This window comes from Pseudomonas sp. R1-15, from assembly GCF_051132085.1.
Taxonomy (GTDB): domain Bacteria; phylum Pseudomonadota; class Gammaproteobacteria; order Pseudomonadales; family Pseudomonadaceae; genus Aquipseudomonas.
The window spans coordinates 4857776-4883716 of sequence record NZ_CP071660.1 but is presented as its reverse complement, the minus strand read 5'-3'; the positions used below and the strand labels follow the sequence as shown (position 1 = coordinate 4883716).

The 25941-nt window shown below is 61.7% G+C and carries 26 protein-coding genes; 23 read left to right on the top strand and 3 right to left on the bottom strand.

From position 1 onward, the window contains the following. The first annotated feature begins 8 nt into the window (after positions 1-8). From hscB to J3P97_RS21930, 16 genes are all read left to right on the top strand, one after another. Positions 9-530 carry a co-chaperone HscB gene (hscB, locus tag J3P97_RS22005; RefSeq protein WP_305498984.1) on the top strand — a complete coding sequence of 174 codons (522 nt, stop codon included), beginning with the start codon at positions 9-11 and terminating at the stop codon, positions 528-530. 50 nt (positions 531-580) lie between these two features. Next, the gene (hscA, locus tag J3P97_RS22000) at positions 581-2443 is read left to right on the top strand and encodes a Fe-S protein assembly chaperone HscA (RefSeq protein WP_434571970.1); all 1863 of its coding nucleotides are present in this window, start codon (positions 581-583) and stop codon (positions 2441-2443) included. Between the two features lie 3 nt (positions 2444-2446). Beyond that, positions 2447-2788: an ISC system 2Fe-2S type ferredoxin gene (gene fdx, locus J3P97_RS21995; protein WP_434571971.1), complete on the top strand. Its 342-nt coding sequence runs from the start codon at positions 2447-2449 to the stop codon at positions 2786-2788. A gap of 13 nt (positions 2789-2801) precedes the next feature. Then, positions 2802-3002: a Fe-S cluster assembly protein IscX gene (gene iscX / locus J3P97_RS21990; RefSeq protein WP_016773328.1), complete on the top strand. Its 201-nt coding sequence runs from the start codon at positions 2802-2804 to the stop codon at positions 3000-3002. Positions 3003-3089: 87 nt separating this feature from the next. Continuing rightward, complete coding sequence (ndk, locus tag J3P97_RS21985; protein ID WP_042727994.1) at positions 3090-3515, top strand: nucleoside-diphosphate kinase; 426 nt, start codon at positions 3090-3092, stop codon at positions 3513-3515. Positions 3516-3543: 28 nt separating this feature from the next. Next, positions 3544-4692 carry a 23S rRNA (adenine(2503)-C(2))-methyltransferase RlmN gene (gene rlmN, locus J3P97_RS21980; RefSeq protein ID WP_053118626.1) on the top strand — a complete coding sequence of 383 codons (1149 nt, stop codon included), beginning with the start codon at positions 3544-3546 and terminating at the stop codon, positions 4690-4692. A gap of 12 nt (positions 4693-4704) precedes the next feature. Beyond that, positions 4705-5463: a type IV pilus biogenesis/stability protein PilW gene (gene pilW, locus J3P97_RS21975; RefSeq protein ID WP_305498992.1), complete on the top strand. Its 759-nt coding sequence runs from the start codon at positions 4705-4707 to the stop codon at positions 5461-5463. After that, positions 5463-6494 (top strand): RodZ domain-containing protein, encoded by a 1032-nt coding sequence (locus tag J3P97_RS21970; RefSeq protein ID WP_434672755.1) that lies wholly within the window; start codon positions 5463-5465, stop codon positions 6492-6494. Before pilW ends, J3P97_RS21970 begins: the two co-directional genes overlap by 1 nt. Before the next feature lie 3 nt (positions 6495-6497). Continuing rightward, positions 6498-7607, top strand: coding sequence for a flavodoxin-dependent (E)-4-hydroxy-3-methylbut-2-enyl-diphosphate synthase (ispG, locus tag J3P97_RS21965; RefSeq protein WP_305498996.1), 1110 nt, complete (start codon positions 6498-6500; stop codon positions 7605-7607). 22 nt (positions 7608-7629) lie between these two features. Then, positions 7630-8919, top strand: a complete 1290-nt coding sequence (gene hisS / locus J3P97_RS21960) for a histidine--tRNA ligase (RefSeq protein WP_434672754.1) — start codon at positions 7630-7632, stop codon at positions 8917-8919. A gap of 40 nt (positions 8920-8959) precedes the next feature. After that, complete coding sequence (locus J3P97_RS21955) at positions 8960-9601, top strand: YfgM family protein (RefSeq protein ID WP_434571975.1); 642 nt, start codon at positions 8960-8962, stop codon at positions 9599-9601. Continuing rightward, positions 9594-10745 (top strand): outer membrane protein assembly factor BamB, encoded by a 1152-nt coding sequence (gene bamB, locus J3P97_RS21950; RefSeq protein WP_434571977.1) that lies wholly within the window; start codon positions 9594-9596, stop codon positions 10743-10745. Before J3P97_RS21955 ends, bamB begins: the two co-directional genes overlap by 8 nt. Before the next feature lie 200 nt (positions 10746-10945). Beyond that, positions 10946-12418, top strand: a complete 1473-nt coding sequence (gene der, locus J3P97_RS21945) for a ribosome biogenesis GTPase Der (RefSeq protein ID WP_030139585.1) — start codon at positions 10946-10948, stop codon at positions 12416-12418. Positions 12419-12687: 269 nt separating this feature from the next. Beyond that, the gene (locus tag J3P97_RS21940; protein ID WP_434601773.1) at positions 12688-13836 is read left to right on the top strand and encodes a pyridoxal phosphate-dependent aminotransferase; all 1149 of its coding nucleotides are present in this window, start codon (positions 12688-12690) and stop codon (positions 13834-13836) included. Continuing rightward, positions 13824-14618, top strand: coding sequence for an amidohydrolase (locus J3P97_RS21935; protein WP_434601772.1), 795 nt, complete (start codon positions 13824-13826; stop codon positions 14616-14618). The genes J3P97_RS21940 and J3P97_RS21935 overlap by 13 nt, the downstream gene beginning before the upstream one ends. 64 nt (positions 14619-14682) lie before the next feature. After that, entirely contained in the window at positions 14683-15099 is a 417-nt protein-coding gene (locus tag J3P97_RS21930) for a hypothetical protein (RefSeq protein ID WP_434571984.1), read from the top strand. A 180-nt stretch (positions 15100-15279) separates the two neighbouring features. Here J3P97_RS21930 and leuA read toward each other — a convergent pair whose 3' ends face one another. The 3 genes from leuA to xseA form a co-directional block, all read right to left on the bottom strand. Next, positions 15280-16959 carry a 2-isopropylmalate synthase gene (leuA, locus tag J3P97_RS21925; protein WP_305499003.1) on the bottom strand — a complete coding sequence of 560 codons (1680 nt, stop codon included), beginning with the start codon at positions 16957-16959 and terminating at the stop codon, positions 15280-15282. A gap of 446 nt (positions 16960-17405) precedes the next feature. Further along, a complete protein-coding gene (locus tag J3P97_RS21920) occupies positions 17406-18227 on the bottom strand; it encodes a peptidoglycan DD-metalloendopeptidase family protein (protein ID WP_434672753.1) in 822 nt (273 codons plus the stop codon). 3 nt (positions 18228-18230) lie between these two features. Next, the gene (gene xseA / locus J3P97_RS21915; RefSeq protein ID WP_434601769.1) at positions 18231-19610 is read right to left on the bottom strand and encodes an exodeoxyribonuclease VII large subunit; all 1380 of its coding nucleotides are present in this window, start codon (positions 19608-19610) and stop codon (positions 18231-18233) included. 207 nt (positions 19611-19817) lie between these two features. On the opposite strand from xseA, the gene J3P97_RS21910 reads away from it, so the two are divergent. The 7 genes from J3P97_RS21910 (at position 19818) to J3P97_RS21880 (ending at position 25880) form a co-directional block, all read left to right on the top strand. Further along, the gene (locus tag J3P97_RS21910) at positions 19818-20705 is read left to right on the top strand and encodes an MBL fold metallo-hydrolase (protein ID WP_434571990.1); all 888 of its coding nucleotides are present in this window, start codon (positions 19818-19820) and stop codon (positions 20703-20705) included. A 162-nt stretch (positions 20706-20867) separates the two neighbouring features. Continuing rightward, the gene (locus J3P97_RS21905; protein ID WP_434601768.1) at positions 20868-21110 is read left to right on the top strand and encodes a YdcH family protein; all 243 of its coding nucleotides are present in this window, start codon (positions 20868-20870) and stop codon (positions 21108-21110) included. Between the two features lie 14 nt (positions 21111-21124). Next, positions 21125-22057 (top strand): ubiquinol oxidase subunit II, encoded by a 933-nt coding sequence (cyoA, locus tag J3P97_RS21900; protein WP_434672752.1) that lies wholly within the window; start codon positions 21125-21127, stop codon positions 22055-22057. Between the two features lie 3 nt (positions 22058-22060). Next, on the top strand, positions 22061-24034 hold the full coding sequence (gene cyoB / locus J3P97_RS21895; RefSeq protein WP_434571994.1) for a cytochrome o ubiquinol oxidase subunit I: 1974 nt from the start codon (positions 22061-22063) through the stop codon (positions 24032-24034). 3 nt (positions 24035-24037) lie between these two features. After that, positions 24038-24652, top strand: coding sequence for a cytochrome o ubiquinol oxidase subunit III (gene cyoC / locus J3P97_RS21890; RefSeq protein ID WP_434571996.1), 615 nt, complete (start codon positions 24038-24040; stop codon positions 24650-24652). Next, positions 24653-24982, top strand: coding sequence for a cytochrome o ubiquinol oxidase subunit IV (cyoD, locus tag J3P97_RS21885; RefSeq protein WP_434571998.1), 330 nt, complete (start codon positions 24653-24655; stop codon positions 24980-24982). A 130-nt stretch (positions 24983-25112) separates the two neighbouring features. After that, complete coding sequence (locus J3P97_RS21880; RefSeq protein WP_434601765.1) at positions 25113-25880, top strand: sulfite exporter TauE/SafE family protein; 768 nt, start codon at positions 25113-25115, stop codon at positions 25878-25880. Positions 25881-25941 lie beyond the last annotated feature (61 nt).

Here is a 25941-nt window from a genome sequence, read left to right as displayed (position 1 = left end):
GGCTGCTCGTGGGTACTCCTTGTCATTTTGCGTTGTTCCAGTTGCAGCCTGCTTTCCAGCTGGACCTCGATCAGTTGTCCGCGCGTTATCTGGAACTGGCCCGTGGTGTCCACCCCGACCGCTTTGCCGATGCCTCCGAGGCTGAGCAGCGGCGGGCGCTCGAGCAGTCGGCGAACCTCAACGAGGCCTACCAGACGCTCAAGAGTCCGGCCAAGCGCGCGCGTTATCTGCTCGCCATCAGCGGTCATGAGTTGCCCCTGGAAGTCACGGTGCACGATCCCGAGTTCCTGTTGCAGCAGATGCAATGGCGCGAGGAGCTCGAAGACCTGCAGGACAGCGCCGACCTGGCGGGTGTCGCGGTCTTCAAGCGTCGCCTGAAAGACGCCCAGCAAGAACTCAACGAGAGCTTCGCCGCCTGCTGGAACGACGCTGCGCAACGCGAACAGGCCGAACGCCTGATGCGGCGCATGCAGTTCCTCGACAAGCTGACCTACGAAGTGCGCCAGCTGGAAGAGCGCCTCGACGATTAACCTAGTGCCGCTCCGGTCGCACGCCTGATTACAGATAAGTCCTGATTACGATGGCCCTACTGCAGATCGCCGAACCCGGCCAAAGTCCACAACCGCACCAGCGTCGCCTGGCTGTCGGGATCGACTTGGGTACCACCAATTCCCTGGTCGCTGCTTTGCGCAGCGGTCTTTCCGAGCCGCTGGCCGACGAGCAGGGGCGGGTGATCCTGCCGTCTGCCGTGCGCTATCACGCCGATCGCGTCGAAGTTGGCGAGTCGGCCAAGCTGGCCGCCGCCACCGATCCACTCAATACCGTCGTGTCGGTCAAGCGCTTGATGGGTCGTGGTCTGTCCGACGTCAAGCAATTGGGTGATCAACTGCCGTACCGTTTCGTCGGCGGCGAATCCCACATGCCGTTCATCGAAACCGTGCAGGGCCCGAAAAGCCCGGTAGAAGTCTCCGCCGATATCCTCAAGGTCCTGCGTCAGCGCGCCGAAGCCGCGTTGGGCGGTGAACTGGTGGGCGCGGTGATCACCGTCCCGGCCTATTTCGATGACGCCCAGCGCCAAGCCACCAAGGACGCGGCCAAGCTCGCCGGTCTCAACGTGCTGCGCCTGCTCAACGAGCCGACGGCGGCTGCGGTGGCGTACGGGCTGGACCAGCATGCCGAGGGCCTCGTCGCCATTTACGACCTGGGCGGCGGCACGTTTGATATTTCGATCTTGCGCCTGACCGGCGGGGTCTTCGAAGTCCTCGCCACCGGTGGCGACAGCGCCCTGGGCGGCGACGACTTCGATCACGCTATTGCCGGCTGGATCATCGAGCAGGCGGGCTTGTCCGCTGATCTCGATCCGGGTACCCAGCGCCATCTGCTGCAAACCGCCTGCGCCGCCAAGGAAGCCTTGACCGACGCCGCCAGCGTTGAAGTCGCTTACGGCGAATGGACAGCCACGCTGACCCGCGAAGCCTTCAATGCCCTCATCGAGCCCATGGTCGCCCGCAGCCTCAAGGCCTGCCGCCGTGCCGTGCGTGATTCCGGCGTCGAGCTGGAAGATGTCAAGGCCGTGGTCATGGTCGGTGGTTCGACCCGCGTGCCTCGGGTTCGCGAAGCCGTTGCCGAAGCCTTTGGCCGCCAGCCGCTGACTGAAATCGACCCGGACCAGGTGGTCGCCATCGGCGCCGCGATCCAGGCCGATACCCTGGCTGGCAACAAGCGCGACGGCGGCGAATTGCTGCTGCTCGACGTGATTCCGTTGTCCCTGGGTCTGGAAACCATGGGCGGCCTGATGGAGAAGGTGATCCCGCGCAACACCACCATCCCCGTCGCCCGCGCCCAGGATTTCACCACTTATAAAGACGGCCAGTCGGCCATGATGATTCATGTGCTGCAAGGCGAACGTGAATTGATCAGCGACTGCCGCTCCCTCGCGCGTTTCGAATTGCGCGGCATCCCGGCGATGGTTGCCGGCGCGGCGAAGATTCGCGTGACCTTCCAGGTCGACGCCGATGGCCTGCTCAATGTCTCCGCCCGCGAGCTCGGTTCGGGCGTCGAGGCAAGCATCCAGGTCAAGCCGTCCTACGGCCTGACCGATGGCGAAATCGCCAAGATGCTCAAGGATTCGTTCCAGCACGCCAGCGACGACAAAGTCGCACGTGTGCTGCGCGAGCAGCAGGTCGATGCCCAGCGCCTGGTCGAAGCCGTGCAAGCCGCCCTCGAAGCCGACGGCGAGCGCTTGCTCGACGCCGAGGAGCGCATGGTCATCGAAATGCAGATGCAAGAACTCTCCGAATTGATCAAGGGCACGGATGGTTATGCCATCGAGCAGCAGACCAAGCGTCTGTCGCAAGTCACCGATGCCTTTGCTGCCCGCCGCCTGGACTCGACGGTGAAAGCCGCCCTGGCGGGGCGCAACCTGAATGAAATCGAGGAATAACTGATGCCGCAGGTGATTTTTCTGCCCCACGAGAAGTTCTGCCCGGACGGCATGGTCGTGGAAGCCGAGCCCGGAACGTCCATTCTTGACCTGGCCCACGAACACCACATCGAGATGGAAAGTGCCTGTGGCGGCGTTTGCGCTTGCACGACCTGCCACTGCATCATTCGTGAAGGTTTCGAGTCGCTGGAAGAGGCGGACGAGCTGGAAGAAGACTTTCTTGACCGCGCCTGGGGGCTTGAGCCGCAATCGCGTCTGGGTTGCCAGGCCATCGTCGGCACTGAAGACCTGACCGTCGAAATCCCGAGATACTCACTTAACCATGCGGCCGAAGCGCCGCACTGATGGTGACACTGTCATGAGCTATGGTTGGAATGATGTACAACGCATCGCGGAAGAATTGGCCGAAGCCCACGAGGGTCTCGATCCGTACTCTGTAGGTTTCGTCCGTCTGCAGCAGATGATCCTTGAGCTGCCTGACTTCGATGCCACCTCTGGCCGAGTCGGCGAGAAGGTGTTGGAAGCGGTTCAGGAGCTCTGGGCCGCAGAATTGGACTGATCGCCTCGCAGGTTAGGCAATACCCAAGAACCCGCGTATAATTCGCGGGTTTAATTTTTCGTAAATTACCGTTTCTGGAGTTACACCATGGCTGTTCAACGTACTTTCTCCATCATCAAGCCTGACGCCGTTGCTAAAAACGTGATCGGCAAGATCGTTACCCGCTTCGAAGACGCTGGCCTGCGCGTTGTAGCTTCGAAAATGAAGCAACTGTCCAAAGCCGAAGCCGAAGGCTTCTACGCTGAGCACAGCGAGCGCGGTTTCTTCGGTGAACTGGTTGCCTTCATGACTTCCGGTCCGGTTGTCGTTCAGGTGCTGGAAGGCGAAAACGCCATCGCTCGCAACCGTGAGCTGATGGGCGCTACCAACCCTAAAGAAGCTGCTGCCGGCACCATCCGTGCTGACTTCGCTGAATCCATCGACGCCAACGCCGTCCACGGTTCGGACTCCGAAGCCGCCGCTGCTCGCGAAATCGCTTACTTTTTCTCCGCTACTGAAGTAACCACTCGCTAAGCCCAGGCTTTTGAGTGAAGGTGAATCCATGACTACATCGAACGGCAAAACCAACCTGTTGGGCCTGACCCAGCCGGAAATGGAGAAATTCTTCGACTCGATCGGGGAGAAGCGTTTCCGTGCCGGTCAGGTGATGAAATGGATTCACCACTTTGGCGTCGACGATTTCGACGCCATGACGAATGTCGGCAAGGCCCTGCGCGAAAAGCTCAAGGCCGTTGCCGAGATTCGCGGCCCCGAAGTGGTCAGCCAGGACATTTCCAGCGACGGCACCCGCAAGTGGGTGGTGCGCGTGGCGTCCGGCAGCTGCGTCGAGACCGTCTACATTCCCCAGGGCAAGCGCGGCACCTTGTGCGTTTCGTCCCAGGCAGGCTGTGCCCTGGATTGCAGTTTCTGCTCCACCGGCAAGCAAGGCTTCAACAGCAACCTCACCGCCGCCGAAGTGATCGGCCAGGTGTGGATTGCCAACAAATCCTTTGGCAGCGTCCCGGCAACCGTCGACCGTGCCATCACCAACGTGGTGATGATGGGCATGGGGGAGCCGCTGCTGAACTTCGACAACGTCGTCTCCGCCATGCACCTGATGATGGACGACTTGGGCTACGGCATCTCCAAGCGCCGCGTGACCCTGTCCACCTCCGGCGTGGTGCCGATGATCGATGAGCTGGCCAAGCACATCGACGTCTCCCTGGCGTTGTCGCTGCACGCACCGAATGACGCATTGCGTAACCAATTGGTGCCGATCAACAAGAAATATCCGCTTAAGATGCTGCTCGAGTCGTGCCAGCGCTACATGTCGTCCCTGGGCGAAAAACGCGTGCTGACCATCGAGTACACCTTGCTCAAGGACGTAAATGACAAGGTTGAACACGCGGTCGAGATGATCGAGCTGCTCAAGAACATCCCGTGCAAGATCAACCTGATCCCGTTCAACCCGTTCCCGCATTCCGGCTACGAGCGTCCGAGCAACAATGCGATTCGTCGGTTCCAGGATCAGCTTCACCACGCTGGCTTCAACGTCACCGTGCGCACCACCCGTGGCGAAGACATCGATGCCGCGTGTGGCCAATTGGTAGGACAGGTGCTGGATCGCACCCGTCGCAGCGAACGCTACATTGCCGTGCGCGAATTGAACGCCGCGGACGATGCAGTACAGAACGCTGCGAACAGTCACTAAGAGAGGAACTCTATGTCCCTGCGCTTTGCGCTGCTGTTGCTGTTGGCCGGCCTTTGTTCCGGTTGTGTTCTGTCGGGCGACTATAACCCGATGAAAACCAGCAAGGGCCGTGACGAAGCGCGCGAGGCCTATGTGCAGCTGGGCATCGGCTATTTGCAACAGGGCATGACCGAACGGGCCAAGGTGCCGCTCAAGAAGGCCCTTGAGCTGGACAGCTCGGACGCCGATGCCAATGCGGCGCTGGCCCTGGTGTTCCAGGCCGAGATGGAGCCGGAACTGGCCGACGAACACTTTCGCAAGGCGTTGTCCGCTCGCCCGCAAGACGCCCGGATCCTCAACAACTACGGCAGCTTCCTCTACGAGCAGGCACGCTACAAGGAAGCCTACGAGCGCTTCGAGCAAGCGGCCGCCGATACCCTTTACCCTGAGCGTTCGCGGGTGTTCGAGAACCTCGGCATGACCGCCGCGAAACTCGGCCAGCGTGACCTGGCCCGCCAGCAGCTCGAAAAGGCGCTGCGGCTCAACCGCCAGCAACCGCGCGCGTTGCTGGAAATGGCTGAGTTGTCTTACGAAGACAGGCATTATGTGCCCGCTCGCGACTATTACGAGCGGTTTAGCCTGCTCAGCGAGCAAAATGCACGTAGTCTATTGCTCGGCGTTCGGCTGGCGCATGTGTTTGAAGATCGTGACAAGGCCGCCAGTTATGGCCTGCAACTCAAAAGACTCTATCCCGGTACGCCGGAATATCAGCAATACCTGTCGGAGCAATGATGAAAGCGGCGCATCCCGAAGTTGTAGCAGCGACTCGCGTAAATCCCGGTGAGACCCTGCGTCAAGCCCGCGAAAGCAATGGTTGGTCGCTGGCCGAAGTGGCCCTCAAGCTCAATCTCACCGTGACTTCCCTGAGCAACCTGGAAGCCGGCGCGTTCGACAAATTGCCAGGGCATACCTTCGCCCGGGGCTACATCCGCGCCTATGCCAAGTTGCTTGGCATGGACCAGACCGTGCTGGTCCAGCAATTCGATCAATACACCGGTTCCGACGCCCAGGGCAGCAGTGTGCACAGCCTGGGTCGTATCGAGGAGCCAGTGCGTGTTTCCCACACCATTTTGCGTATCGTCAGCCTGCTGCTGCTGATCGCGGTGATCGGTGGCGGTTTCGTCTGGTGGCAGGATCAGGCTTCCTTGCGCAGCAAGGAGCCGGTTGCGATGAACCCTGAGCATGTCGAAGTCGAAGGCGCCGACGGCACCACCCAGATTCATCCGCTGGATGAGCCGGAAGACCAGGCTGTTGTCGAAGGGCAGACCGAGGGTGAAACCGCCCTGGCATTGCCTCAAGGGCAGGACAGCGGCGAGACCGATGCCGCCGCGGGTGCCGAGCCTGTCATGCCATCCGTTCCCGCGCCAGCCCCGACGCCTGCCGCCCCCACGGCTCCGGCCCATGCCGGCAGCGCGCCGACCACCCCCACGGCTCCAGCCCCCGTCACGCCAGCGCCAACCGTGGCCGCTCCGGCCGTGCCAGCAGCGCCAGCAACCCCGGCGGCCCCGGCTCCTGCGCCCGGCGATGGCCAGGTACAGATCCAGTTCACTGCCGATTGCTGGACGCAGATTACCGACGGCAACGGCAGGGTCCTGTTCAGCGGCCTCAAGCGCAAGGGCGACAGCACGTCCGTCAACGGCAGGCCGCCGTTTGCCGTACGCCTGGGCTATGCCCGTGGCGCGCAGGTCAGCTACAACGGCCAGCCGGTCGATGTGGCTCCGTTCACCAGTGGCGAGACCGCTCGCCTGAAGTTGGGTCAATAAGTCATGCACGGCGAATCTCCTATCAAGCGTCGCGAATCCCGGAAGATCTGGGTCGGTAACGTGCCCGTGGGCGGCGATGCGCCAATCGCTGTGCAGAGCATGACCAACAGCGACACCAATGACGTGGCCGCCACGGTCGCGCAAATCAATCGTCTTGAAGCCGCCGGCGTCGATATCGTGCGCGTATCCGTGCCGGACATGGACGCCGCCGAGGCGTTCGGCAAGATCAAGCAGCTGGTCAAGGTGCCGTTGGTGGCCGATATTCACTTCGACTACCGCATTGCCTTGCGCGTGGCCGAGCTGGGCGTCGACTGCCTGCGCATCAACCCGGGCAACATCGGTCGCGAAGATCGCGTGCGCGCGGTGGTGGATGCCGCCCGTGATCGCGGCATTCCGATCCGTATCGGCGTCAATGCCGGTTCCCTGGAAAAAGACCTGCAGAAGAAGTACGGCGAACCGACTCCGGCCGCGCTGGTGGAATCGGCGCTGCGCCATGTCGAGCACCTCGAACGCCTGAATTTCCCGGACTTCAAGGTCAGCGTGAAGGCCTCCGACGTGTTCATGGCCGTCGAAGCCTACCGCCTGCTGGCCAAGGAAATCGTCCAGCCGTTGCACCTGGGCATCACCGAAGCCGGTGGGTTGCGCTCGGGTACGGTGAAATCTGCCGTCGGCCTCGGTATGCTGCTCGCCGAAGGGATAGGCGATACCATCCGCATCTCGTTGGCAGCGGACCCGGTCGAGGAAGTGAAAGTCGGCTACGACATCCTCAAGTCCCTGCACCTGCGTTCCCGTGGGATCAACTTCATCGCCTGCCCGAGCTGCTCGCGGCAGAACTTCGATGTGGTCAAGACGATGAACGAGCTGGAAGGGCGCCTTGAAGACCTGCTGGTGCCGCTGGATGTCGCGGTGATCGGTTGCGTGGTCAACGGGCCCGGCGAAGCCAAGGAGGCCCATATCGGCCTGACGGGCGGCACGCCGAACCTGATTTACATCGACGGCAAGCCGTCGCAGAAACTGACGAATGACAATCTGGTGGATGAGCTGGAAAAGCTGATCCGCCAGAAAGCGGCCGAAAAGGTCGAAGCCGACGCAGCGGTCATCGCGCGCGGTTAAGTCGCAAGATTAAGGAATACACGTGAGCAAGTCTCTGCAAGCCATTCGTGGCATGAACGACATCCTGCCCGAGCAGACGCCGCTGTGGCGCTATTTCGAGGGCACCGTCGCGCGCCTGCTGGATAACTACGGTTACCGGCAGATCCGCATGCCCATCGTCGAGTTCACCGAGCTGTTCAAGCGCTCCATCGGTGAAGTGACCGACATCGTCGAAAAAGAGATGTACACCTTCGACGATCGCAACGGCGATTCCCTGACCCTGCGCCCCGAAGGCACGGCAGCATGCGTGCGTGCAGTGCTTGAGCACGGCATCACCGGCGGCGGCCAGGTGCAGAAACTCTGGTACATCGGCCCGATGTTCCGCCACGAGCGTCCGCAGAAAGGTCGTTATCGCCAGTTTCACCAGATCGGCCTTGAAGTATTCAACCTTGCAGGTCCGGACATCGATGCCGAGCTGATTGTGATGACCTGGCGCCTGTGGGGCGAGCTGGGCCTGCGCGATGCGGTCAAGCTTGAGCTCAACAGCCTGGGCACCAGCGAATCCCGTGGCCGCTACCGCGAGGCGTTGGTGGAGTTTCTGTCCGCCCATGTCGACAAGCTCGACGAAGACAGCCAGCGCCGCCTGAAGACCAACCCGCTGCGCGTGCTCGATACCAAGCACCCGGAGACCCAGGCGATCCTGGTGGACGCGCCGAAAATGGCCGACTACCTCGACGACGAATCCCGCGCGCATTTCGAAGGGCTGAAGGCACGTCTGGACGCCGTCGGCATCCCTTACGTGATCAACCCCAAGTTGGTCCGTGGCCTGGATTACTACAGCAAGACCGTCTTCGAATGGGTCACCGACAAGCTCGGCGCCCAAGGCACCGTATGCGCCGGTGGCCGCTACGACGGGCTGGTGGAGCAGATGGGCGGCAAGCCGACCCCGGGCGTGGGCTTCGCCATGGGCATCGAGCGTCTGGTGCTGATGCTTGAGGCGCTGGATAAAGTGCCGGAAGAACTGGCCCGCCAGGTCGATGTGTACCTCTGCGCCTTTGGCGAGGCCGCCGAACTGGCCGCCCTGGCCCTGAGCGAGCGAGTGCGCGATCAGTTGCCCAACCTGCGTCTGCAGATCAACGCCGGCGCCGGCAGCTTCAAGAGCCAATTCAAGAAGGCCGACAAGAGCGGTGCACTGTACGCACTGATTCTTGGTGACGACGAACTGGCTCAACAAGTGGTAGGTTTCAAACCCCTGCGTGGCCAGGGCGAACAACAAAGCATTGCCTGGGATGCGCTTGCTGCACACCTGGCCACCTGCGTCGTGCAGGGTTGAAGCTGTCAAACAGCCGATTTAGCGATTAAGGAGTATTGGGGTGTCGAGTACCGAAGATGAACAGCTGGCGGATTTGAAGGACTGGTGGACGCGCAACGGCAAGCCGCTGGTCACTGGCGGCCTGTTGGCGCTGGTCATCGTGTTCGGCTGGCAGGCCTACCAGAAATACCAGAGCAACCAGTCGCAAGGTGCCTCGGTGCTTTACCAGCAACTGCTGGAAACCACCCTGACCCCCGACGGCAAGCCTGACGCGGCGCGCGTGGCGGACCTGGCCGGCAAGCTCAACAAAGAGTTCGGCGGCACCGCCTACGCCCAGTACGGCAGCCTGTTCGTGGCCAAGGTCGCGGTCGACAGCGGCAAGCTGGACGACGCGGTCACCGAGCTGAAAGCCATCGTCGACAAACCGGCCAACCCGACCCTGGGCGAAGTTGCGCGTCAGCGCCTGGCGCAGGTGCTGGCGGCACAGAACAAGGCCGAAGACGCGCTGAAGCTGCTCGACGGCGACGCCGACAAGGCGTTCCTGGCGACCCGCGAAGAACTCAAGGGCGACCTGCTGGTACAGCTGGGCCGTGCCAATGAGGCCCATGCGGCCTACCAAAAAGCCAAGGCTGCGCTGTCGGATGAAGCCGCAGTCGGTGGCCTGCAAATCAAGCTGGACGACCTGGCCAAAGGGGATGCGTGACGTGATCCGTTGGAAACATGCAGCATTGCTGGCCCTGGCCATTCTGGCCGCGGGTTGCAGCAGCAACAGCAAGAAAGAACTGCCTCCGGCCGAACTGACCGATTTCAAAGAAGAAGTCGTGCTGCAGAAGCAATGGAGCCGCTCCATCGGGGACGGCCAGGGTGAAACCTACAACATGCTGGTGCCGGCCATCGACGGCGACACCCTCTATGCCGGCGACGTGACTGGCGTCGTCATGGCCATGGATCGCATGAGCGGCGACGTCAAATGGGAAAAGGATCTTGAGCTGCCTGTGTCCGGCGCCGTTGGCGTGGGTTACGGGCTGGTCATGATCGGCACGCTCAAGGGCGAGATCGTCGCCCTGGACGCGAGCAGCGGTGAAGAGAGATGGCGCGCCCGCGTGACCAGCGAAGTCCTCGCGCCGCCTGCCACCAACGGTGATGTGGTCGTGGTACAGACCCAGGATGACCGCCTGATCGGCCTGGATGCCGCTACCGGCAACCAGCGCTGGTTGTACGACAGCACTCCGGCGGTACTGACCCTGCGTGGCACCAGCGCGCCGATCGTCACCAACCGCCTCGCGGTGGCTGGCTTGTCGACCGGTAAAGTCGTGGCCCTGGATATTTCCAACGGCGTACCGGTCTGGGAACAGCGCGTAGCGATCCCGCAAGGTCGTTCGGAGCTGGAGCGTGTGGTCGACATCGACGGCGGCCTGCTGCTGTCCGGCGGTACGCTGTACGTCGCCAGTTACCAGGGCCGCGTTGCGGCGCTGGACCTGGAAAGCGGTCGTCCGTTGTGGCAGCGCGATGCGTCGAGCTACGCCGGTGTCGCCCAAGGTTTCGGCAGCGTCTACGTGAGCCTGTCCTCGGGTACCGTCGAAGGCGTTGACGAGCGTTCCACCACCGCATTGTGGAGCAACGACTCCCTGGCCCGTCGCCAATTGTCGGCCCCGGAAGTGTTCTCCAGCTACGTTGCAGTGGGTGACCTGGAAGGTTACCTGCACCTGCTCAGCCAGGTCGACGGTCGTTTCGTCGGTCGCGAGCGCATCGACAGCGACGGCCTGCGTGCCCGTCCGCTGGTGGTGGGAAACATGATTTATGTGTATGGCAACAGCGGCAAACTGGAAGCCCTGACCATCAAGTAAGACTATGCTTGGGTTAATTCCCAAGCGGCTTCACCTTTGTAGGCGCGAGCCTGCTCGCGAATGCGCTGGTCCAGCGGCCTGTATGTCGACTGACCCACTGCTTTCGCGAGCAGGCTCGCTCTCACAAGGTGGCCCCCGAGCACCAGCCGCTGCCTCGCAGCGGCTTTTGTATTTTCTGAAATAACGAAGTGGAGAGCCGCATGGTTCCCGTAATCGCCCTGGTGGGCCGACCGAACGTCGGCAAGTCCACCTTGTTCAACCGCCTGACCAGGACTCGCGACGCTATCGTCGGCGACTTGTCCGGTCTGACCCGTGATCGCCAATACGGTGAGGCCAAGTGGCAAGGGCGTACCTATATTCTGGTCGACACCGGCGGCATCTCCGGTGATGAACACGGCATGGACGAAAAAATGGCCGAGCAGTCGCTGCTGGCCATCGAAGAAGCCGATGTGGTGCTGTTCCTGGTAGACGCCAAGGCTGGTTTTACCGCCGCCGACCAGATGATCGCCGAGCATTTGCGCAAACGTAACAAGCGTTCATACGTCGTTGCCAACAAGGTCGACAACATCGACCCCGACATGGCTCGCGCCGAGTTCGCACCTTTGGGCATGGGCCAGGCGATTCCGATCGCCGGTGCCCACGGTCGTGGCATCACCCAGATGCTTGAAATCGCCCTGGCTGATTTCCCCAAGGACGATGAAGACGAGCCGGAAGAGGGCGAGGAAGAAATCGTTGCCGAGGGCGAGGAAGCCAAGCGTATTCCTGGTCCGAGCGAAAAGGACGGCATCAAGATCGCCATCATCGGCCGCCCGAACGTCGGCAAGTCGACGCTGGTCAACCGCATGCTCGGTGAAGACCGGGTCATCGTCTACGACCAGCCCGGCACCACCCGTGACAGCATCTACATTCCCTTCGAGCGTAACGAAGAGAAGTACACGCTGATCGACACGGCCGGTGTGCGCAAGCGCGGCAAGATCCACGAAGAAGTCGAAAAATTCTCCGTGGTCAAAACCCTGCAGGCGATCAAAGACGCCAACGTGGTGATCTTTGTGATGGACGCCCGCGAAGGCGTGGTCGATCACGACTTGAACCTGCTGGGCTTCGCCCTGGAAGCCGGTCGTGCACTGGTCATCGCGATCAACAAGTGGGACGGCATGACGCCGAGCGAGCGCGATTACGTCAAGGTCGAACTGCAGCGTCGGCTGTTCTTCGTCGACTTTGCCGACATCCACTTCATCTCGGCCCTGCACGGTACCGGCGTGGGCAACCTCTACGCCTCGGTGCAGAACTCGTTCAAGTCGGCGGTTACCCGCTGGCCGACCAACCGCCTGACCCAGATCCTCGAAGACGCGGTCGGCGAGCATGCGCCACCGATGGTCAACAACCGACGGATCAAGCTGCGCTACGCCCACTTGGGCGGTGCCAACCCACCGATCATCGTGATCCACGGTAACCAGATCGAGAAGGTGCCCAAGTCCTACGTTCGTTATCTGGAAAACACTTACCGTCGCGTCCTGAAGCTGGTCGGTACGCCGATACGCATCGAGTTCAAGGGCGGCGAGAACCCGTACGAAGGCAACAAGAACACGCTCACCGACCGCCAGGTCAACAAGAAGCGCCGCTTGATGTCGCACCACAAGAAGGCCGACAAGAAGCGCCGCGACAAGCGCTGATCCTGGCTTCTCAAGACCGCTTTTGTGGCGAGGGAGCTTGCTCCCGCTGGGCTGCGCAGCAGCCCCCTGCGTTTTGTCTGATGCACCGCTGTGGTGGATACATCTTGGGGCTGCTTCGCAACCCAGCGGGAGCAAGCTCCCTCGCCACGGTGTTCGGCAACAATTGAAGAGGGTGCCCACGGGGCACCCTTTTTCATGCCCGGCGATTGGGCTATCCTCGACCTCTCCCGCGCCGCGCCAGAGCCGGGTGCAGATCCAGGGAACCCTCGATGATCACCAGCAAGTTGCCGAATGTCGGCATCACCATTTTTACCCAGATGTCCCAGCTTGCCGCGCAGACCGGTGCGCTGAACCTGTCCCAGGGGTTTCCCGATTTCGATGGCCCGCAGGCCCTGCGCGATGCAGTGGGCCGGCATATCGCCCAAGGCCACAATCAATATTCGCCGATGACCGGCCTGCCAGCCCTGCGCCAGCAGATCGCGGCAAAGATCGCCCGCAGCTATGGCGCCAGCGTCGACGCCGATCAGGAAGTCACCGTGACCCCCGGCGCGACCCAGGCGATTTTCTGCGCCATCGCGGCGGTGGTACACAGCGGCGACGAAGTGATCGTCTTCGACCCAGCGTACGACAGCTACGAACCTGCCGTGCAACTGGCCGGCGGGCGTTGCGTACATGTGCAACTGGGCCTGGATGATTTTGCCATCGACTTCCAGAAGCTTGGCGAAGCCCTGAGCCCGCGCACACGGATGATCATCCTCAACACGCCGCACAACCCCAGCGGCGCATTGATCAGCCGCGCCGAGCTGGACCAGTTGGCGGCGTTGATTCGCGATCGCGACATCTACCTGATCAGCGATGAGGTTTATGAGCATCTGGTATTCGACGACGTGCCCCATGTCAGCGTCCTTGCCCACGAAGAACTCTACCGCCGTGCCTTCGTCGTCAGTTCGTTCGGCAAGACCTACCACGTCACGGGCTGGAAAACCGGCTACGTCGTCGCGCCAGCGGCCCTGACGGCGGAGCTTCGCAAGGTGCACCAGTACGTCAGTTTCTGCGGCGTGACACCGTTGCAATACGCGTTGGCCGACTACATGGCCGAGCATCCGGAGCATGTCGATGAACTGCCGGATTTTTATCAGGCCAAGCGCGACCTGTTCTGCGATCTGCTGGCGCCGTCGCGCTTCACTTTCAAGCGTGTCGCCGGTACGTATTTCCAGTTGGTGGATTATTCGCAGATCCGCCCAGACCTCAATGACGTCGACATGGCGCTCTGGATGACCCGCGAACACGGCGTGGCGACCATTCCGATCTCGGTGTTCTACCAGAACCCGCCGCAGGGCCAGCGTCTGGTGCGCCTGTGTTTTGCCAAACGCGAGGAGACGCTGCGCGAAGCGGCGGAAAAACTATGCGTGATCTGAGCGCGTTGCCCAACCTGAACATCGCCTTGATCCAGACTACGCTGGCCTGGCATGACCGCCGGGCCAACCTGGAACATTTCGACGCGCTGCTCGAACAGGCGCGCGGGGCGGACCTGATCATCCTGCCGGAAATGTTCACCACCGGTTTTTCCATGGAGTCCGAGGCCCTGGCCGAGCCGGAGAACGGCCCCGCCAGCCAGTGGCTCAAGGCCCAGGCGGCAAAGCTGGACGCCGTGATCACCGGCAGCGTGATCATCCAGGCCGCCGACGGCAGCCATCGCAATCGCTTGCTGTGGGCGCGTCCGGATGGCGAGGTGCTGCATTACGACAAGCGTCATCTGTTTCGCATGGCCGGCGAGCACAACCATTACACACCGGGTGACCAGCAGGTGTTGTTCGAGCTCAAGGGCTGGCGGATTCGGCCGCTGATCTGCTACGACCTGCGCTTCCCGGCGTGGAGTCGCGATGCCGAGGACACCGACCTGTTGCTATACACCGCCAACTGGCCGGGCGCCCGGCGTCAGCACTGGAACCGGCTGCTGCCGGCACGGGCCATCGAAAATCTCTGCTATGTGGCGGCGGTGAACCGGATCGGCACCGACGGCAAGGGCTTCGCTTATACCGGTGACAGTCAGGTGCTGGACTTCCAGGGCGAGACGCTGCTCAGTGCCGGCGAGGCCGACGGCGTGTTCATGGTGTGCCTGAGCGCGGCGGACCTGGCAGCGTATCGCACACGCTTTCCGGCGAACCTGGACGCTGATCGCTTCGAATTCGTATATTGAAACGATTCAGCCCTCAAGGAACGGTATTGCACGCCGATAACAGGTCAGCCAAGGAGGAGTCCCCATGACCAGTATCAGCGCAACGACCGTAAACCCATATCCGCTGTCGGCCCCCAAAGTCTCCATCAGGGGCGCCGAGGAAGAGAAAGCCGTCAGTCCGGTGGTATCGCCTGACACCGGCGAAGACAAGGACAAGGAACTGAAAGTCGACACCAGCGGGGCGAATATCGCTGGTGTTGGCGGCAGCAATGGCAGCAATATCATTGAGCAGTTGAAGAAGCAGATCGAGCGGACCGAAAAGTTGCTGGCCGACCAGCAGGCCCAATTGGCCCGCGTGCAGAAAAGCCGGGCCGACGAGGAGCAGAAAGCCCAGCAGGCCATGGCGATCCAGACCCAGATCATGGGGACCCAGGCCACATTGCAGACCCTTCAGGCCGCGCTGCTGCAGGCGATGACGGTTTCGATCGATACCCATGCCTGAGTTTGGTGTTGTCTGACGGACCGCTTTCGCGAGCAGGCTCGCTCCCACAATATGTGCATCACGCCGACCACTGTGAGAGCGAGCCTGCTCGCGAAGAGGCCGGAACAGCCAACCCAAAACCAAGCCAAACAAAAGGCCCCGAGGTTCACGCCCCGGGGCCTTTTGTTTTTCAGCGACCGATCAAGCCGCCTTGGCTTCCGGCTGGCTCAGCGAGCGGTTCAGCGCACTGAACAGCGCCTTGAAGCTCGCCGTGGTGATGTTTTCATCGATTCCCACGCCGTGCACCGCACGTTCGCCGTTGACGCGCAGTTCGATGTACGCCGCAGCCTTCGCGTTGGTGCCGGCGCCGATGGCGTGTTCGTTGTAGTCCATGATTTCCACCGGAATCGGCAGCCCGGCCACCAGCGCTTCCAGCGCGCCGTTGCCTCGGCCACGCCAGTGCAGGTTGGTCTCGCCCTGGCCCTTGCTGGCGACTTCCACTTCCACGGCGCTGTTGCCGTTCTCTTCCTGCAGGCGATGGCTGACCAGCGCGTACGGAGTGTTGGCTTGCAGATATTCGCGCTGGAGCAGGGCGTGGATCTGCTGGGCAGTCATTTCCAGGCCCAGGCGATCGGTTTCACGCTGTACCACCTGGCTGAACTCGATCTGCATGCGACGCGGCAAGCTGATGCCGTATTCCTGTTCCAGGAGGTAGGCGATGCCGCCCTTGCCCGACTGGCTGTTCACGCGGATTACCGCTTCGTAGCTGCGGCCGATGTCGGCCGGGTCGATCGGCAGGTACGGTACTTCCCACAGGGTATCCGGTTTCTGCTGGGCGAAGCCCTTGCGGATTGCGTCCTGGTGCGAGCCGGAGAACGCGGTGTGGACCAGGTCGCCGACATACGGGTGACGTGGATGGACCGGGATCTGGTTGCATTCCTCGACGACTTTGCGCACGCCGTCGATGTCGGAGAAGTCCAGCTCAGGGTCGATGCCCTGGGTGTAGAGGTTCAGCGCCACGGTCACCAGGTCGACGTTGCCGGTGCGCTCGCCGTTGCCGAACAGGCAGCCTTCGACACGGTCGGCGCCGGCCATCAGGCCCAGCTCGGTGGCGGCCACGCCGGTGCCACGGTCGTTGTGGGTGTGCAGGCTGATGAGCACGCTGTCACGCCGGGTGATGTTGCGGTGGAACCACTCGATCTGGTCGGCGTAGATGTTCGGGGTGGCGACTTCGACGGTGGCCGGCAGGTTGAGGATCACCTTGCGCTCAGGCGTCGGGTTCCACACTTCGATCACCGCGTCGCAGACTTCCTTGGCGAACTCCAGCTCGGTCGCGCTGAAGGTTTCTGGCGAATACTCGAACTGCCATTGGGTTTCCGGCTGCTGGGCGGCGTATTTTACGAACAGCTTGGCCGCGTTCACGGCGATTTCCTTCACGCCTTCCTTGTCCTGGTTGAACACGATGCGGCGAAACGACGGGCAGGTGGCGTTATACAGGTGGACGATGGCTTTCTTCGCGCCACGCAGGGACTCGAAGGTACGAGCGATCAGGTCTTCACGGGCCTGGGTCAGCACCTGGATGGTGGTGTCGTCCGGGATGTGGCCTTCTTCGATGAGGGTGCGCACAAAGTCGAAGTCAGTCTGCGAAGCGGCCGGGAACGATGCTTCGATTTCCTTCACGCCCACTGCAACGAGGGTTTTCCAGAAGCGCAGTTTCTTGGCCGCATCCATCGGTTCGATCAGCGACTGGTTGCCATCGCGCAGGTCGGAGCTGCACCAGATCGGCGCGGCGGTGATGGTCTTCGATGGCCAGGTGCGATCCGGCAGGTTGATGGTCGGGAAGGCGCGGTACTTCGAAGACGGGTCTTTGAGCATGCTCATGGGGAAATCCTTATTGTCGTGGCCGGAAAGAGGCGGCCTGCCGGTGGTTCGAACGGGTTGGCTTCACGCCTGGACGAGGTGCCGCGATTCAGCCCGGCAGTCGTGCGCTGACGAGGCACAGGCTGCGGTGCTGGCGAAGCTGAATGAGGGTGTGAGAGGTTTTCATGCCCTCAACCCTAACCGCGTGGCCGGGGGGTTGCAAGCAGTCGGGAAAAATTGGGAGAAGTTCTGTTTTTGGGTGGGTTTGCGAGATTTAATCGCTGGTTTCTGAATTAAATATTATGGAAATTGCGTTGATGATTTGAGCTTGGCAATTTCTGAGGTGGGGGCGATACGACTGCCGTCTTCGCGAGCAGGCTCGCTCCCACATCAGGTCCGTAGCGCGACGCGGATCCCTGTGGGAGCGAGCCTGCTCGCGAAGAGGCCAGTAGCCGCACCGCAATTGCTCAGGGCTGAAACGCCCCGATAAAGATCGCCGGATCTACCCGCGCATCATTCAGGCTGATGTTCCAGTGCATGTGCGGCCCGGTCGCGCGGCCTGTCGCGCCAACCTTGCCGACCACGGTGCCGCGCGCCAGTTGCTGGCCGACCTTCACGTCGATCTTCGACATGTGGCAGAACATGCTGATGAAGCCTTGGCCATGGTCGACGAACACGGTGTTGCCATTGAAAAAGTAGTTGCCGGTGAGGATCACCTTGCCGGCGGCCGGGGTCTTGATCGGCGTGCCGGCGGGCACGGCGAAGTCCAGGCCGGAATGAGGGTTGCGCTCTTCGCCGTTGAAAAAGCGGCGCACCCCGAACTTGCTCGACAGCGGGCCGTTCACCGGTTTGTCCAGCAGCAGGTTGCTGGGAATGTTGGGGCTGAAGCTGCGGTAGGCCTTCAACTGCACCGCAAGCTCGCCCTCGATGCGCTTCAGATCCGCAGGGTCCGGATTGACCTGGCGCTTGTTTTTCAGGGTGATGTGCTGCTCGGGGTATTTCTTGTAGCCAACCACGAAGGGCTGGGTGGCGCCGCCACTGCTGATCTGCTGGGTGCCGGGTTGGACGGTCAGCGGAATGCCGACAATTGCCAGCCAGTTCTGCTGTTCCTTGACCACCAGCACCGGTTTGCCCTGGTACGTGGCTTTCGGCGCCTGGGCCGCGCTGCCCAGATCCACCACGGCCACGCCGCCGGGCACCGGCTTGTTCAGCAGGCGAGTGATGTAGCTGTCAGCCTGGGCGTTGGCGGCGAGGCACAGCAAGAGCAGGGGAGCGAGAAATCGCGGCATGAATCAATCCAATAGCGAAAGGGTGACCGGTGTCAGGTGATTGTCTTCGACCCGCACCAGCAGTTCGCCTTCGCCGAGCCTGGCGGTCAGGCGCTGACCGGTGCGGGTTTGCCCGGCGTTGCGGATTGCATGGCCGCGTTCGTCGAGCAGGATGCTGTAGCCGCGGCCAAGGGTCGCCAGTGGGCTGACGATGTGCAGCGTCTGCATCTGGTTGTGCAACTGTACGCGGCGGGTTTTCAGGCCTTCGCGCATGGCTCGGGGCAGGCGTTCGGCGAGACTGTCGAGGCGATGGCGCAACATGGCCAGCTGACGGCCCGGATGTTGCCCGGCCAGGCGGGTTTCCAGGCGAATCAGGCGTTCGCGGCGGGTATTGAGGCTGCGTTCGAAGGCCCGGCGCATGCGCATGTCCAGGTCGTCGAGGCGCTGGGCTTGCTGGCGCAGGCGTTCGCCGGGATGGCGCAGGCGGCGGGTGAGGCCTTCGAGACGCAACTGGTCGCGCATCAGGCGGTCGCGCATGCGCATCACCAGGCGCCGGTGCAGGCTTTCGACCCGGCGCACCAGGTCGCCGGCGTCCGGTGCGAGCAGTTCGGCGGCGGCGGACGGAGTCGGCGCGCGCACATCGGCGACGAAATCGCTTATGGAGACGTCGGTCTCGTGGCCTACCGCGCTGACAATGGGCGTGACGCAGGCGTCTACCGCACGAGCCACGGCTTCTTCGTTGAAGCACCACAAGTCTTCCAGCGAACCGCCGCCCCGGGCCAGGATCAGCGCATCGAAGCCTCGGGCATCGGCCAGTTTCAGCGCGCGGACGATCTGTGCGGTGGCTTCACGGCCCTGCACGGCTGTCGGAATCAACGTCAGGGAAATCTGCGGCGCGCGGCGACGGAACACGCTGATGATGTCGCGGATCACCGCGCCGGTGGGCGAACTGATGATGCCGATGCGTTGCGGATGAGCCGGCAGCGGCACCTTGCGCTCGGCGCTGAACAGGCCTTCGGCGCTGAGCTTTTCCTTCAGGGCGTCGAACGCCAGGCGCAGGGCGCCATCGCCGGCCGGCTCCACGGTGTCGAGGATCAGTTGATAGTCGCCACGGCCCTCGAACAGCGAGACCTTGCCGCGTACCTTCACCGCCAGCCCGTCTTTCAATGCCTGGCGCACCCGCGCGGCGTTCTGTCGGAACAGCGCGCAACGCACCTGGGCGCCGCTGTCCTTGAGCGTGAAATACACGTGGCCGGAGGCGGGGCGGGCGAGGTTGGAGATCTCGCCCTCGACCCAGATGTTGCTGAACACGTCTTCGAGCAACACCCGCGCACGGCCGTTGAGCTGGCTGACAGTCAGGACCTCGCGGTCCAGGCCCAGTCGGGCAAAGGGATCTTTAATCATGGGCGGCATGATAAGGGGATTCGCTTGCGAATCTCCATGTATGTAGAAATTTCCTCCTGCGTACCGCCAGTCAAGCGGAGTCGCCTGCTTCGAGCGAGCCCGTTTCCACCGCTTGTGTGTTGCGCCGCCCGTCGCCTGCGCGGAATTCACCGCGCCTGCTTCCAGTCGATTTCAAGAGACAAATATCCCCGCGAAAGGAGGCCATCCATGCGTATCCATCACCTGAACTGCGGATGCATGTGCCCGGTGGGCGGGGCGCTATTCGATGGTTACAGCCGGGGGCTGACGGCGTGCCTGGTGTGTCATTGCCTGCTGATTGAAACCGACACCAACGGCCTGGTCCTGGTGGACACCGGGTTTGGCCAGCGGGATGTGCAGACGCCGCAACGGCTGAGCCGATTCTTTCGAGTGTTCAACAATATCCAGTTCGAGCATCGCCTCACGGCTTTGGAGCAGGTGCGGCGCTTGGGTTTCGAGGCCAACGATGTACGGCACATCCTGCTGACGCACCTGGATTTCGATCACGCCGGCGGGCTCCAGGATTTTCCCCAGGCCCGGGTGCATGTGATGCGCGACGAGATGGCGACGGCCCGCAGCGCCGACACCTGGATAAGTCGACGACGGTTCCAGGCGCGGCAGTGGCAGGGCGTCGATAGCTGGGAGTTCTATGCCCCCGAAGGCGATACCTGGTTCGGCTTCGATTCGGTGCGCGCGCTGATCGGCGCCGAGGAAGAGGACATTTTCCTGGTGCCGCTTCAGGGGCACACCGCCGGACATGCCGGGATTGCCCTGCGCACTCCGGACGGTTGGCTGCTGCACGCCGGTGATGCCTATTTTTTCCATGACGAGGTCCATCAACCCGAGCGCCATTGCCCGCCGGGGCTGAGGTTCTACCAATACATGATGGACACCTACCGTTCGGCACGGATGCGCAACCAGGATCGCCTTCGCGAGTTGGCGCAAGTCCAGAACGGGCACGTCGAGATTTTCTGCAGTCACGATGCCAGGGAATGGGAGCGGGCCGTAAACCAGGCGCACACGGTGCGGGTGGATTCCACCGCCATGTCGCCGGCCGCCGGCAGACAATCTTCCTGAGCCGCCCAGGCGAAAAAACAGCTTTCCCTTTTGCCCACGTCTCGTGGGCTTTTTTTTGTCGGCAGTGCCGTTCGTCACCGTTTCCGGATGTTTCTCTCAACTTAGCCAGAGGGGGCAATTCTAAAAATCGTGTACCCAACAACACTGCTAAAGGAGAAGGCCATGCCTGCTTCTCATGATCTCTACCAAGATTTGAATTGCAGCAAAGAGACGGTCCAACAGCGTCGCCAGCAAGACCCGGAACTTGCTCGGCTGCTGGACGAATACACGGACGTGGATAACCAGGTCCTGGCCGCCGAATCGATATCGGCGGGCAACGTCGAGGATGATGACATCCGTAGACTCAAGGAACAGCGTCTGTCGATAAAAGACAAAATCGCTCAGCAATTGACAGCCACTCAATAAGCGAAGTGTAAGACATGCGAACTCGACTGCCTTGGCATCTATCAAGGTTGTTGCTGGTCGGCGGGATGCTGTTGCTCGGCGGTTGCGACATGGTGTTGTTCAATCCCAAGGGACAGGTCGGCGTTGACCAACGCAACTTGATCATTCTCTCGACGCTGTTGATGTTGCTGGTGGTGGTGCCGGTCATCGTCATGGCGTTGGTCTTTTCCGTGAAGTACCGCGCCTCCAACACCAAGGCCAGGTACACGCCGGAGTGGGCCCATTCACGCAAGATCGAAACGGTGGTCTGGGGCGTACCGTTGGTGATCATCATCATTCTCGGCGTGGTTACCTGGAAGTCGACCCATGCGCTGGATCCGTACCGACCGCTGGATTCGGACGTCAAGCCGCTGGTGGTGCAGGTCATCGCGACCGACTGGAAATGGCTGTTCATCTATCCGGAGTTGGGCATTGCCTCGGTCAACGAACTGGCCATGCCACTGGACACACCGGTGAATTTTCGCGTGACCTCGGACGGCGCCATGACCTCGTTTTTCATTCCGGCGCTGGGCGGGCAGATCTATGCCATGGCCGGCATGCAGACCCAACTGCACCTGATCGCCAACAAGGCCGGGGAGTACCGGGGCATCGCTGCCAACTACAACGGGCCGGGTTTCTCCGACATGCATTTCCGGACCCTCGCCACCGATGCGGCGGGCTTCGACAAGTGGGTCGCCGACGTGCGGGCGGGGCAAGGACGGTTGGACAAGGACAGTTATGCCCGACTTGCCAAGCCGACGTTCAAGCACCCGGTTGAGCATTACGCATCGGTCCAGCCGGACTTGTTCCAGAGCATCATCGACAAATACGAAGGCATGAATCGTTCCCGTGAAGTCGAGCATCGCATGCACGACATGCAGGGCAGCATCGGGTCTCCCGTCGGGACTCAAAGATCAGCGCAGGAGTAGGACATGTTTGGAAAACTGACGCTTGAGGCGATCCCGACGGATGAGCCGATCATCATGTGGACGCTGGCGGTGGTGGGACTGGTCGCCTTGGCCGGCATGGGTGCCATCACCTACTACCGCAAATGGACCTATTTGTGGAAAGAGTGGTTTACCTCGGTGGACCATAAACGCATCGGCGTGATGTACATCGTCGTGGCGCTGGTGATGCTGCTGCGCGGTTTCTCCGACGCGATCATGATGCGCACGCAACAGGCCATGGCGTCCGACGGTTCGCCCGGTTACCTGCCGCCGGAACACTACGACCAGATTTTCACTGCCCACGGCGTGATCATGATTTTTTTCATGGCGATGCCGCTGGTGGTGGGCTTGATGAACATCGTCGTGCCGTTGCAGATCGGCGCCCGGGACGTGGCGTTCCCGTTCCTCAACGCGTTGAGTTTCTGGCTGTTCGTGGCCGGCGCGATGCTGGTGAATGTTTCCCTGGCGGTCGGCGAGTTTGCGCGCACCGGTTGGGTCGCCTATCCGCCGTTATCCGGGTTGTCCTACAGCCCCGGGGTCGGGGTGGACTACTACATATGGTCATTGCAGATATCGGGCGTCGGGACGTTGCTCACCGGGGTAAATTTCTTCGTCACCATCCTGAAAATGCGTACGCCGGGCATGACCCTTTTCCGCATGCCGGTGTTTACCTGGACGGTACTGTGCACGGCTGTGCTGATCCTGGCGTCATTCCCGATCCTCACCGCGACGCTGTTCATGCTCAGCCTCGACCGCTATCTGGACATGCACTTTTTCACCAACGAGCTGGGCGGCAACCCGATGATGTACGTCAACCTCATCTGGGCCTGGGGCCACCCGGAGGTGTACATCCTGATCCTGCCGGCGTTCGGTATTTTCTCCGAGGTGGCTTCCACGTTCAGCCGCAAGCGCCTGTTCGGTTACCACTCGCTGGTGTGGGCGACGATTGTCATCACCATCCTGTCGTTCATCGTCTGGGTGCACCACTTCTTCACCATGGGTTCGGGGGCGAGCGTCAACGCGTTCTTCGGCATCATGACCATGATCATCGCCGTGCCCACCGGGGTGAAGATATTCACTTGGCTGTTCACCATGTATCGGGGGCGCGTGCGCTTCGAAACGCCGATGCTGTGGACCGTCGGCTTCATCGTCACTTTCAGCATCGGCGGCATGACCGGGGTGCTGCTGGCGGTGCCCGGGGCGGATTTCCTGCTGCACAACAGCCTGTTTCTGATCGCGCACTTTCATAACGTGATCATCGGCGGCGCCGTGTTCGGCTACCTGTGTGGACTGACCTACTGGTTCCCCAAGGCGTTCGGCTTCAAGCTTCACGATCGCCTGGGCCGGGCGGCGTTCTGGTGCTGGATTGTCGGTTTCTACTTCGCCTTCATGCCGTCCTACTTCCTAGGCTTCATGGGCATGACCCGGCGCCTCAACCATTTCGACGTACCCGAATGGCGGCCCTGGCTGGAGCTGGAGTTGCTCGGCGTCGGCATTATCCTCTGCGGCGTGGTCTGCCAGATCCTGCAGTTCTATTTCAGCATTCGCCAACGTCATCAGAACCGTGACCTGACAGGCGATCCGTGGGACGGTCGTACCCTGGAATGGTCCACCGCCTCGCCGCCGCCGTTCTACAACTTCGCCCAACAACCGGTGGTCGAGGGCATCGACGCGTACTGGGGCATGAAGGAGCGCGGCCAGAAGACCGCCGTCGAAGCCGACTTCCAAGCCATCCACATGCCGCGTAACACCGCGATGGGCCTGGTCATCAGCCTGTTCAGCCTGATCATGTGCTTCGCCCTGGTCTGGCATATCTGGTGGCTGGCCATCGTCGGGCTGGTTGCGACCATTGGTGGGGTGATCTGGCGCAGCGCCGATGACGACATCGATTACTACGTGCCTGCCGAAGAGGTAGCACGCATCGAAAACCAACGTATCAAGGCACTGGCGGAGGCTTGATCCATGTCCAATCTCGTTCAGCCACACGCCACCGCGCCGGAATCCGAACACGGTCACTCGGACGCAAGCTCCATGACCCTGTTCGGGTTCTGGATCTACCTGATGACCGACTGCATTCTGTTCGCAACGCTATTTGCGACCTATGCGGTACTCGGTCAGAGCGTCGCCGGCGGGCCCGGCGCCGCCGACATCTTCGAATTGCCCTACGTCCTCACGGAAACTTTCATCCTGCTGTTCAGCAGCATCACCTACGGCTTCGCCATGCTCGCGCTGAGCGCCGGGAACAAGCAGAAGGTATTGGCCTGGCTGGGCCTGACCTTCGTCCTGGGGTTGGCGTTCATCGGCATGGAAATCCATGAGTTCCAGAAACTCATCGCCGAAGGCTACGGCCCCAACCGCAGCGCCTTTCTCACCGGCTTCTTCACGCTGGTGGGTACTCACGGCCTGCACGTCGCCACGGGGCTGCTGTGGATGGCCGTGCTGATGTTCCAGGTGCAACGCAATGGCCTGACCACCGTCAACGCCACCCGCCTGGGCTGCCTGAGCCTGTTCTGGCACTTCCTCGACGTGGTCTGGATCTGTGTGTTTACCGTGGTCTATCTGTTTGGAGTGATGTAAATGAGCAGTCATCAGAGCAGCGTCGATGCCAGCCACGGCAGCGCAAAATCCTACCTCACCGGGTTCGTTCTGTCGGTCATCCTCACCGTTATCCCGTTCGCCCTGGTGATGTATCCCACATTGCCCAAGCCCATGACGGCCGGGATCGTGGCGATCTTTGCGGTGATCCAGATCGTTGTGCACCTGATCTATTTCCTGCACCTGAACTTCTCACCGCAACAACGCTGGAACCTGACGGCCCTGGTGTTCTCGACCGTGGTGATTGCGCTGTTGGTGGGGCTGTCGCTGTGGATCATGTACAGCGTGCATCACAACATGTTGGCGCATTGAGCGCAGGGGGCATCTGGCACGCGGGCGCCTGCGGCAAGCCGTGTGTTCGCGATGGCGCACCACGGTAATAGTGGATATGCCGCAATAAATCTGGCTAAAGTCGCCGGTGCTCTCAACAAGGACGTGCCGGATGGATCTTTTCTCGTGGTTGGGTGAGTGGGCGTTCGCCCCCACGCAATGGCTGGTGATCGGGCTGGCCATTACCCTGGCCTACATCGTGTTCGGCATCGCCGGGTTCGGCACGGCGCTGGTGGCCGCGCCGATCCTGCTGCTGTACATGCCGCTGGCGAAAATCATCCCGCTGCTGGTGCTACTGGATTTTGTCGCGGCATTCGGCAACCTGTTGCCGTCGCGTCGGGATGTCGCCCGGCCCGAGTTGCTGCGGTTGTTGCCGTGCATGGCAGTGGGCTGCACCCTCGGGGTGATTTTCCTGCTCAACCTCAAGTCCGACCTGTTGCTGTTGTTGATGGGCCTGTTCATCAGCGCCTATGCGGTCTACAGCCTGTGGATAAAGACCCGGCCGACGCAGCTGTCGGCGCTGTGGGCGCTGCCGATGGGCACGGTCGGCGGAATGTTCGGCGCGCTGTTTGGCAGCGGTGGCTTTTTATATGCCATTTATTTGAATAGCCGGTTATCCAAGGAGGCGGCCCGGGCGACCCAGAGTGCGCTGATCAGTTGCAGCACGGTGGTGCGCTTGAGCCTGTTCATCGTCGCCGGGGTGTATGCCGAGCTACCCTTGCTGGTACTGGCGCTGTGTTTGTTGCCGGCCATGGCGCTAGGGCTGTGGGTTGGGCGCCGCTTGACCATGAAGATGTCGCGAGAGGCGTTTGTGCGACTGGTCACCTGGCTGGTGCTCGCCAGCGGCCTGGCATTGATCGGGCGCTATCTGAGTGCTTGACCTGGCCGGGCCAGGGATTAAGCTGCCGGCCTTTTATAAGACCCGCCAGGGAAACAGCCAG

Excerpts from the sequence above, each read along its gene's own strand:
- hscA (WP_434571970.1), top strand. The coding sequence starts at position 581 with ATGGCCCTACTGCAGATCGCCGAACCCGGCCAAAGTCCACAACCGCAC.
- fdx (WP_434571971.1), top strand. The coding sequence starts at position 2,447 with ATGCCGCAGGTGATTTTTCTGCCCCACGAGAAGTTCTGCCCGGACGGC.
- iscX (WP_016773328.1), top strand. The coding sequence starts at position 2,802 with ATGAGCTATGGTTGGAATGATGTACAACGCATCGCGGAAGAATTGGCC.
- ndk (WP_042727994.1), top strand. The coding sequence starts at position 3,090 with ATGGCTGTTCAACGTACTTTCTCCATCATCAAGCCTGACGCCGTTGCT.
- rlmN (WP_053118626.1), top strand. The coding sequence starts at position 3,544 with ATGACTACATCGAACGGCAAAACCAACCTGTTGGGCCTGACCCAGCCG.
- pilW (WP_305498992.1), top strand. The coding sequence starts at position 4,705 with ATGTCCCTGCGCTTTGCGCTGCTGTTGCTGTTGGCCGGCCTTTGTTCC.
- J3P97_RS21970 (WP_434672755.1), top strand. The coding sequence starts at position 5,463 with ATGAAAGCGGCGCATCCCGAAGTTGTAGCAGCGACTCGCGTAAATCCC.
- ispG (WP_305498996.1), top strand. The coding sequence starts at position 6,498 with ATGCACGGCGAATCTCCTATCAAGCGTCGCGAATCCCGGAAGATCTGG.
- bamB (WP_434571977.1), top strand. The coding sequence starts at position 9,594 with ATGCGTGACGTGATCCGTTGGAAACATGCAGCATTGCTGGCCCTGGCC.
- der (WP_030139585.1), top strand. The coding sequence starts at position 10,946 with ATGGTTCCCGTAATCGCCCTGGTGGGCCGACCGAACGTCGGCAAGTCC.
- J3P97_RS21940 (WP_434601773.1), top strand. The coding sequence starts at position 12,688 with ATGATCACCAGCAAGTTGCCGAATGTCGGCATCACCATTTTTACCCAG.
- J3P97_RS21935 (WP_434601772.1), top strand. The coding sequence starts at position 13,824 with ATGCGTGATCTGAGCGCGTTGCCCAACCTGAACATCGCCTTGATCCAG.
- J3P97_RS21930 (WP_434571984.1), top strand. The coding sequence starts at position 14,683 with ATGACCAGTATCAGCGCAACGACCGTAAACCCATATCCGCTGTCGGCC.
- leuA (WP_305499003.1), bottom strand. The coding sequence starts at position 16,959 with ATGAGCATGCTCAAAGACCCGTCTTCGAAGTACCGCGCCTTCCCGACC.
- J3P97_RS21920 (WP_434672753.1), bottom strand. The coding sequence starts at position 18,227 with ATGCCGCGATTTCTCGCTCCCCTGCTCTTGCTGTGCCTCGCCGCCAAC.
- xseA (WP_434601769.1), bottom strand. The coding sequence starts at position 19,610 with ATGATTAAAGATCCCTTTGCCCGACTGGGCCTGGACCGCGAGGTCCTG.
- J3P97_RS21910 (WP_434571990.1), top strand. The coding sequence starts at position 19,818 with ATGCGTATCCATCACCTGAACTGCGGATGCATGTGCCCGGTGGGCGGG.
- J3P97_RS21905 (WP_434601768.1), top strand. The coding sequence starts at position 20,868 with ATGCCTGCTTCTCATGATCTCTACCAAGATTTGAATTGCAGCAAAGAG.
- cyoA (WP_434672752.1), top strand. The coding sequence starts at position 21,125 with ATGCGAACTCGACTGCCTTGGCATCTATCAAGGTTGTTGCTGGTCGGC.
- cyoB (WP_434571994.1), top strand. The coding sequence starts at position 22,061 with ATGTTTGGAAAACTGACGCTTGAGGCGATCCCGACGGATGAGCCGATC.
- cyoC (WP_434571996.1), top strand. The coding sequence starts at position 24,038 with ATGTCCAATCTCGTTCAGCCACACGCCACCGCGCCGGAATCCGAACAC.
- cyoD (WP_434571998.1), top strand. The coding sequence starts at position 24,653 with ATGAGCAGTCATCAGAGCAGCGTCGATGCCAGCCACGGCAGCGCAAAA.
- J3P97_RS21880 (WP_434601765.1), top strand. The coding sequence starts at position 25,113 with ATGGATCTTTTCTCGTGGTTGGGTGAGTGGGCGTTCGCCCCCACGCAA.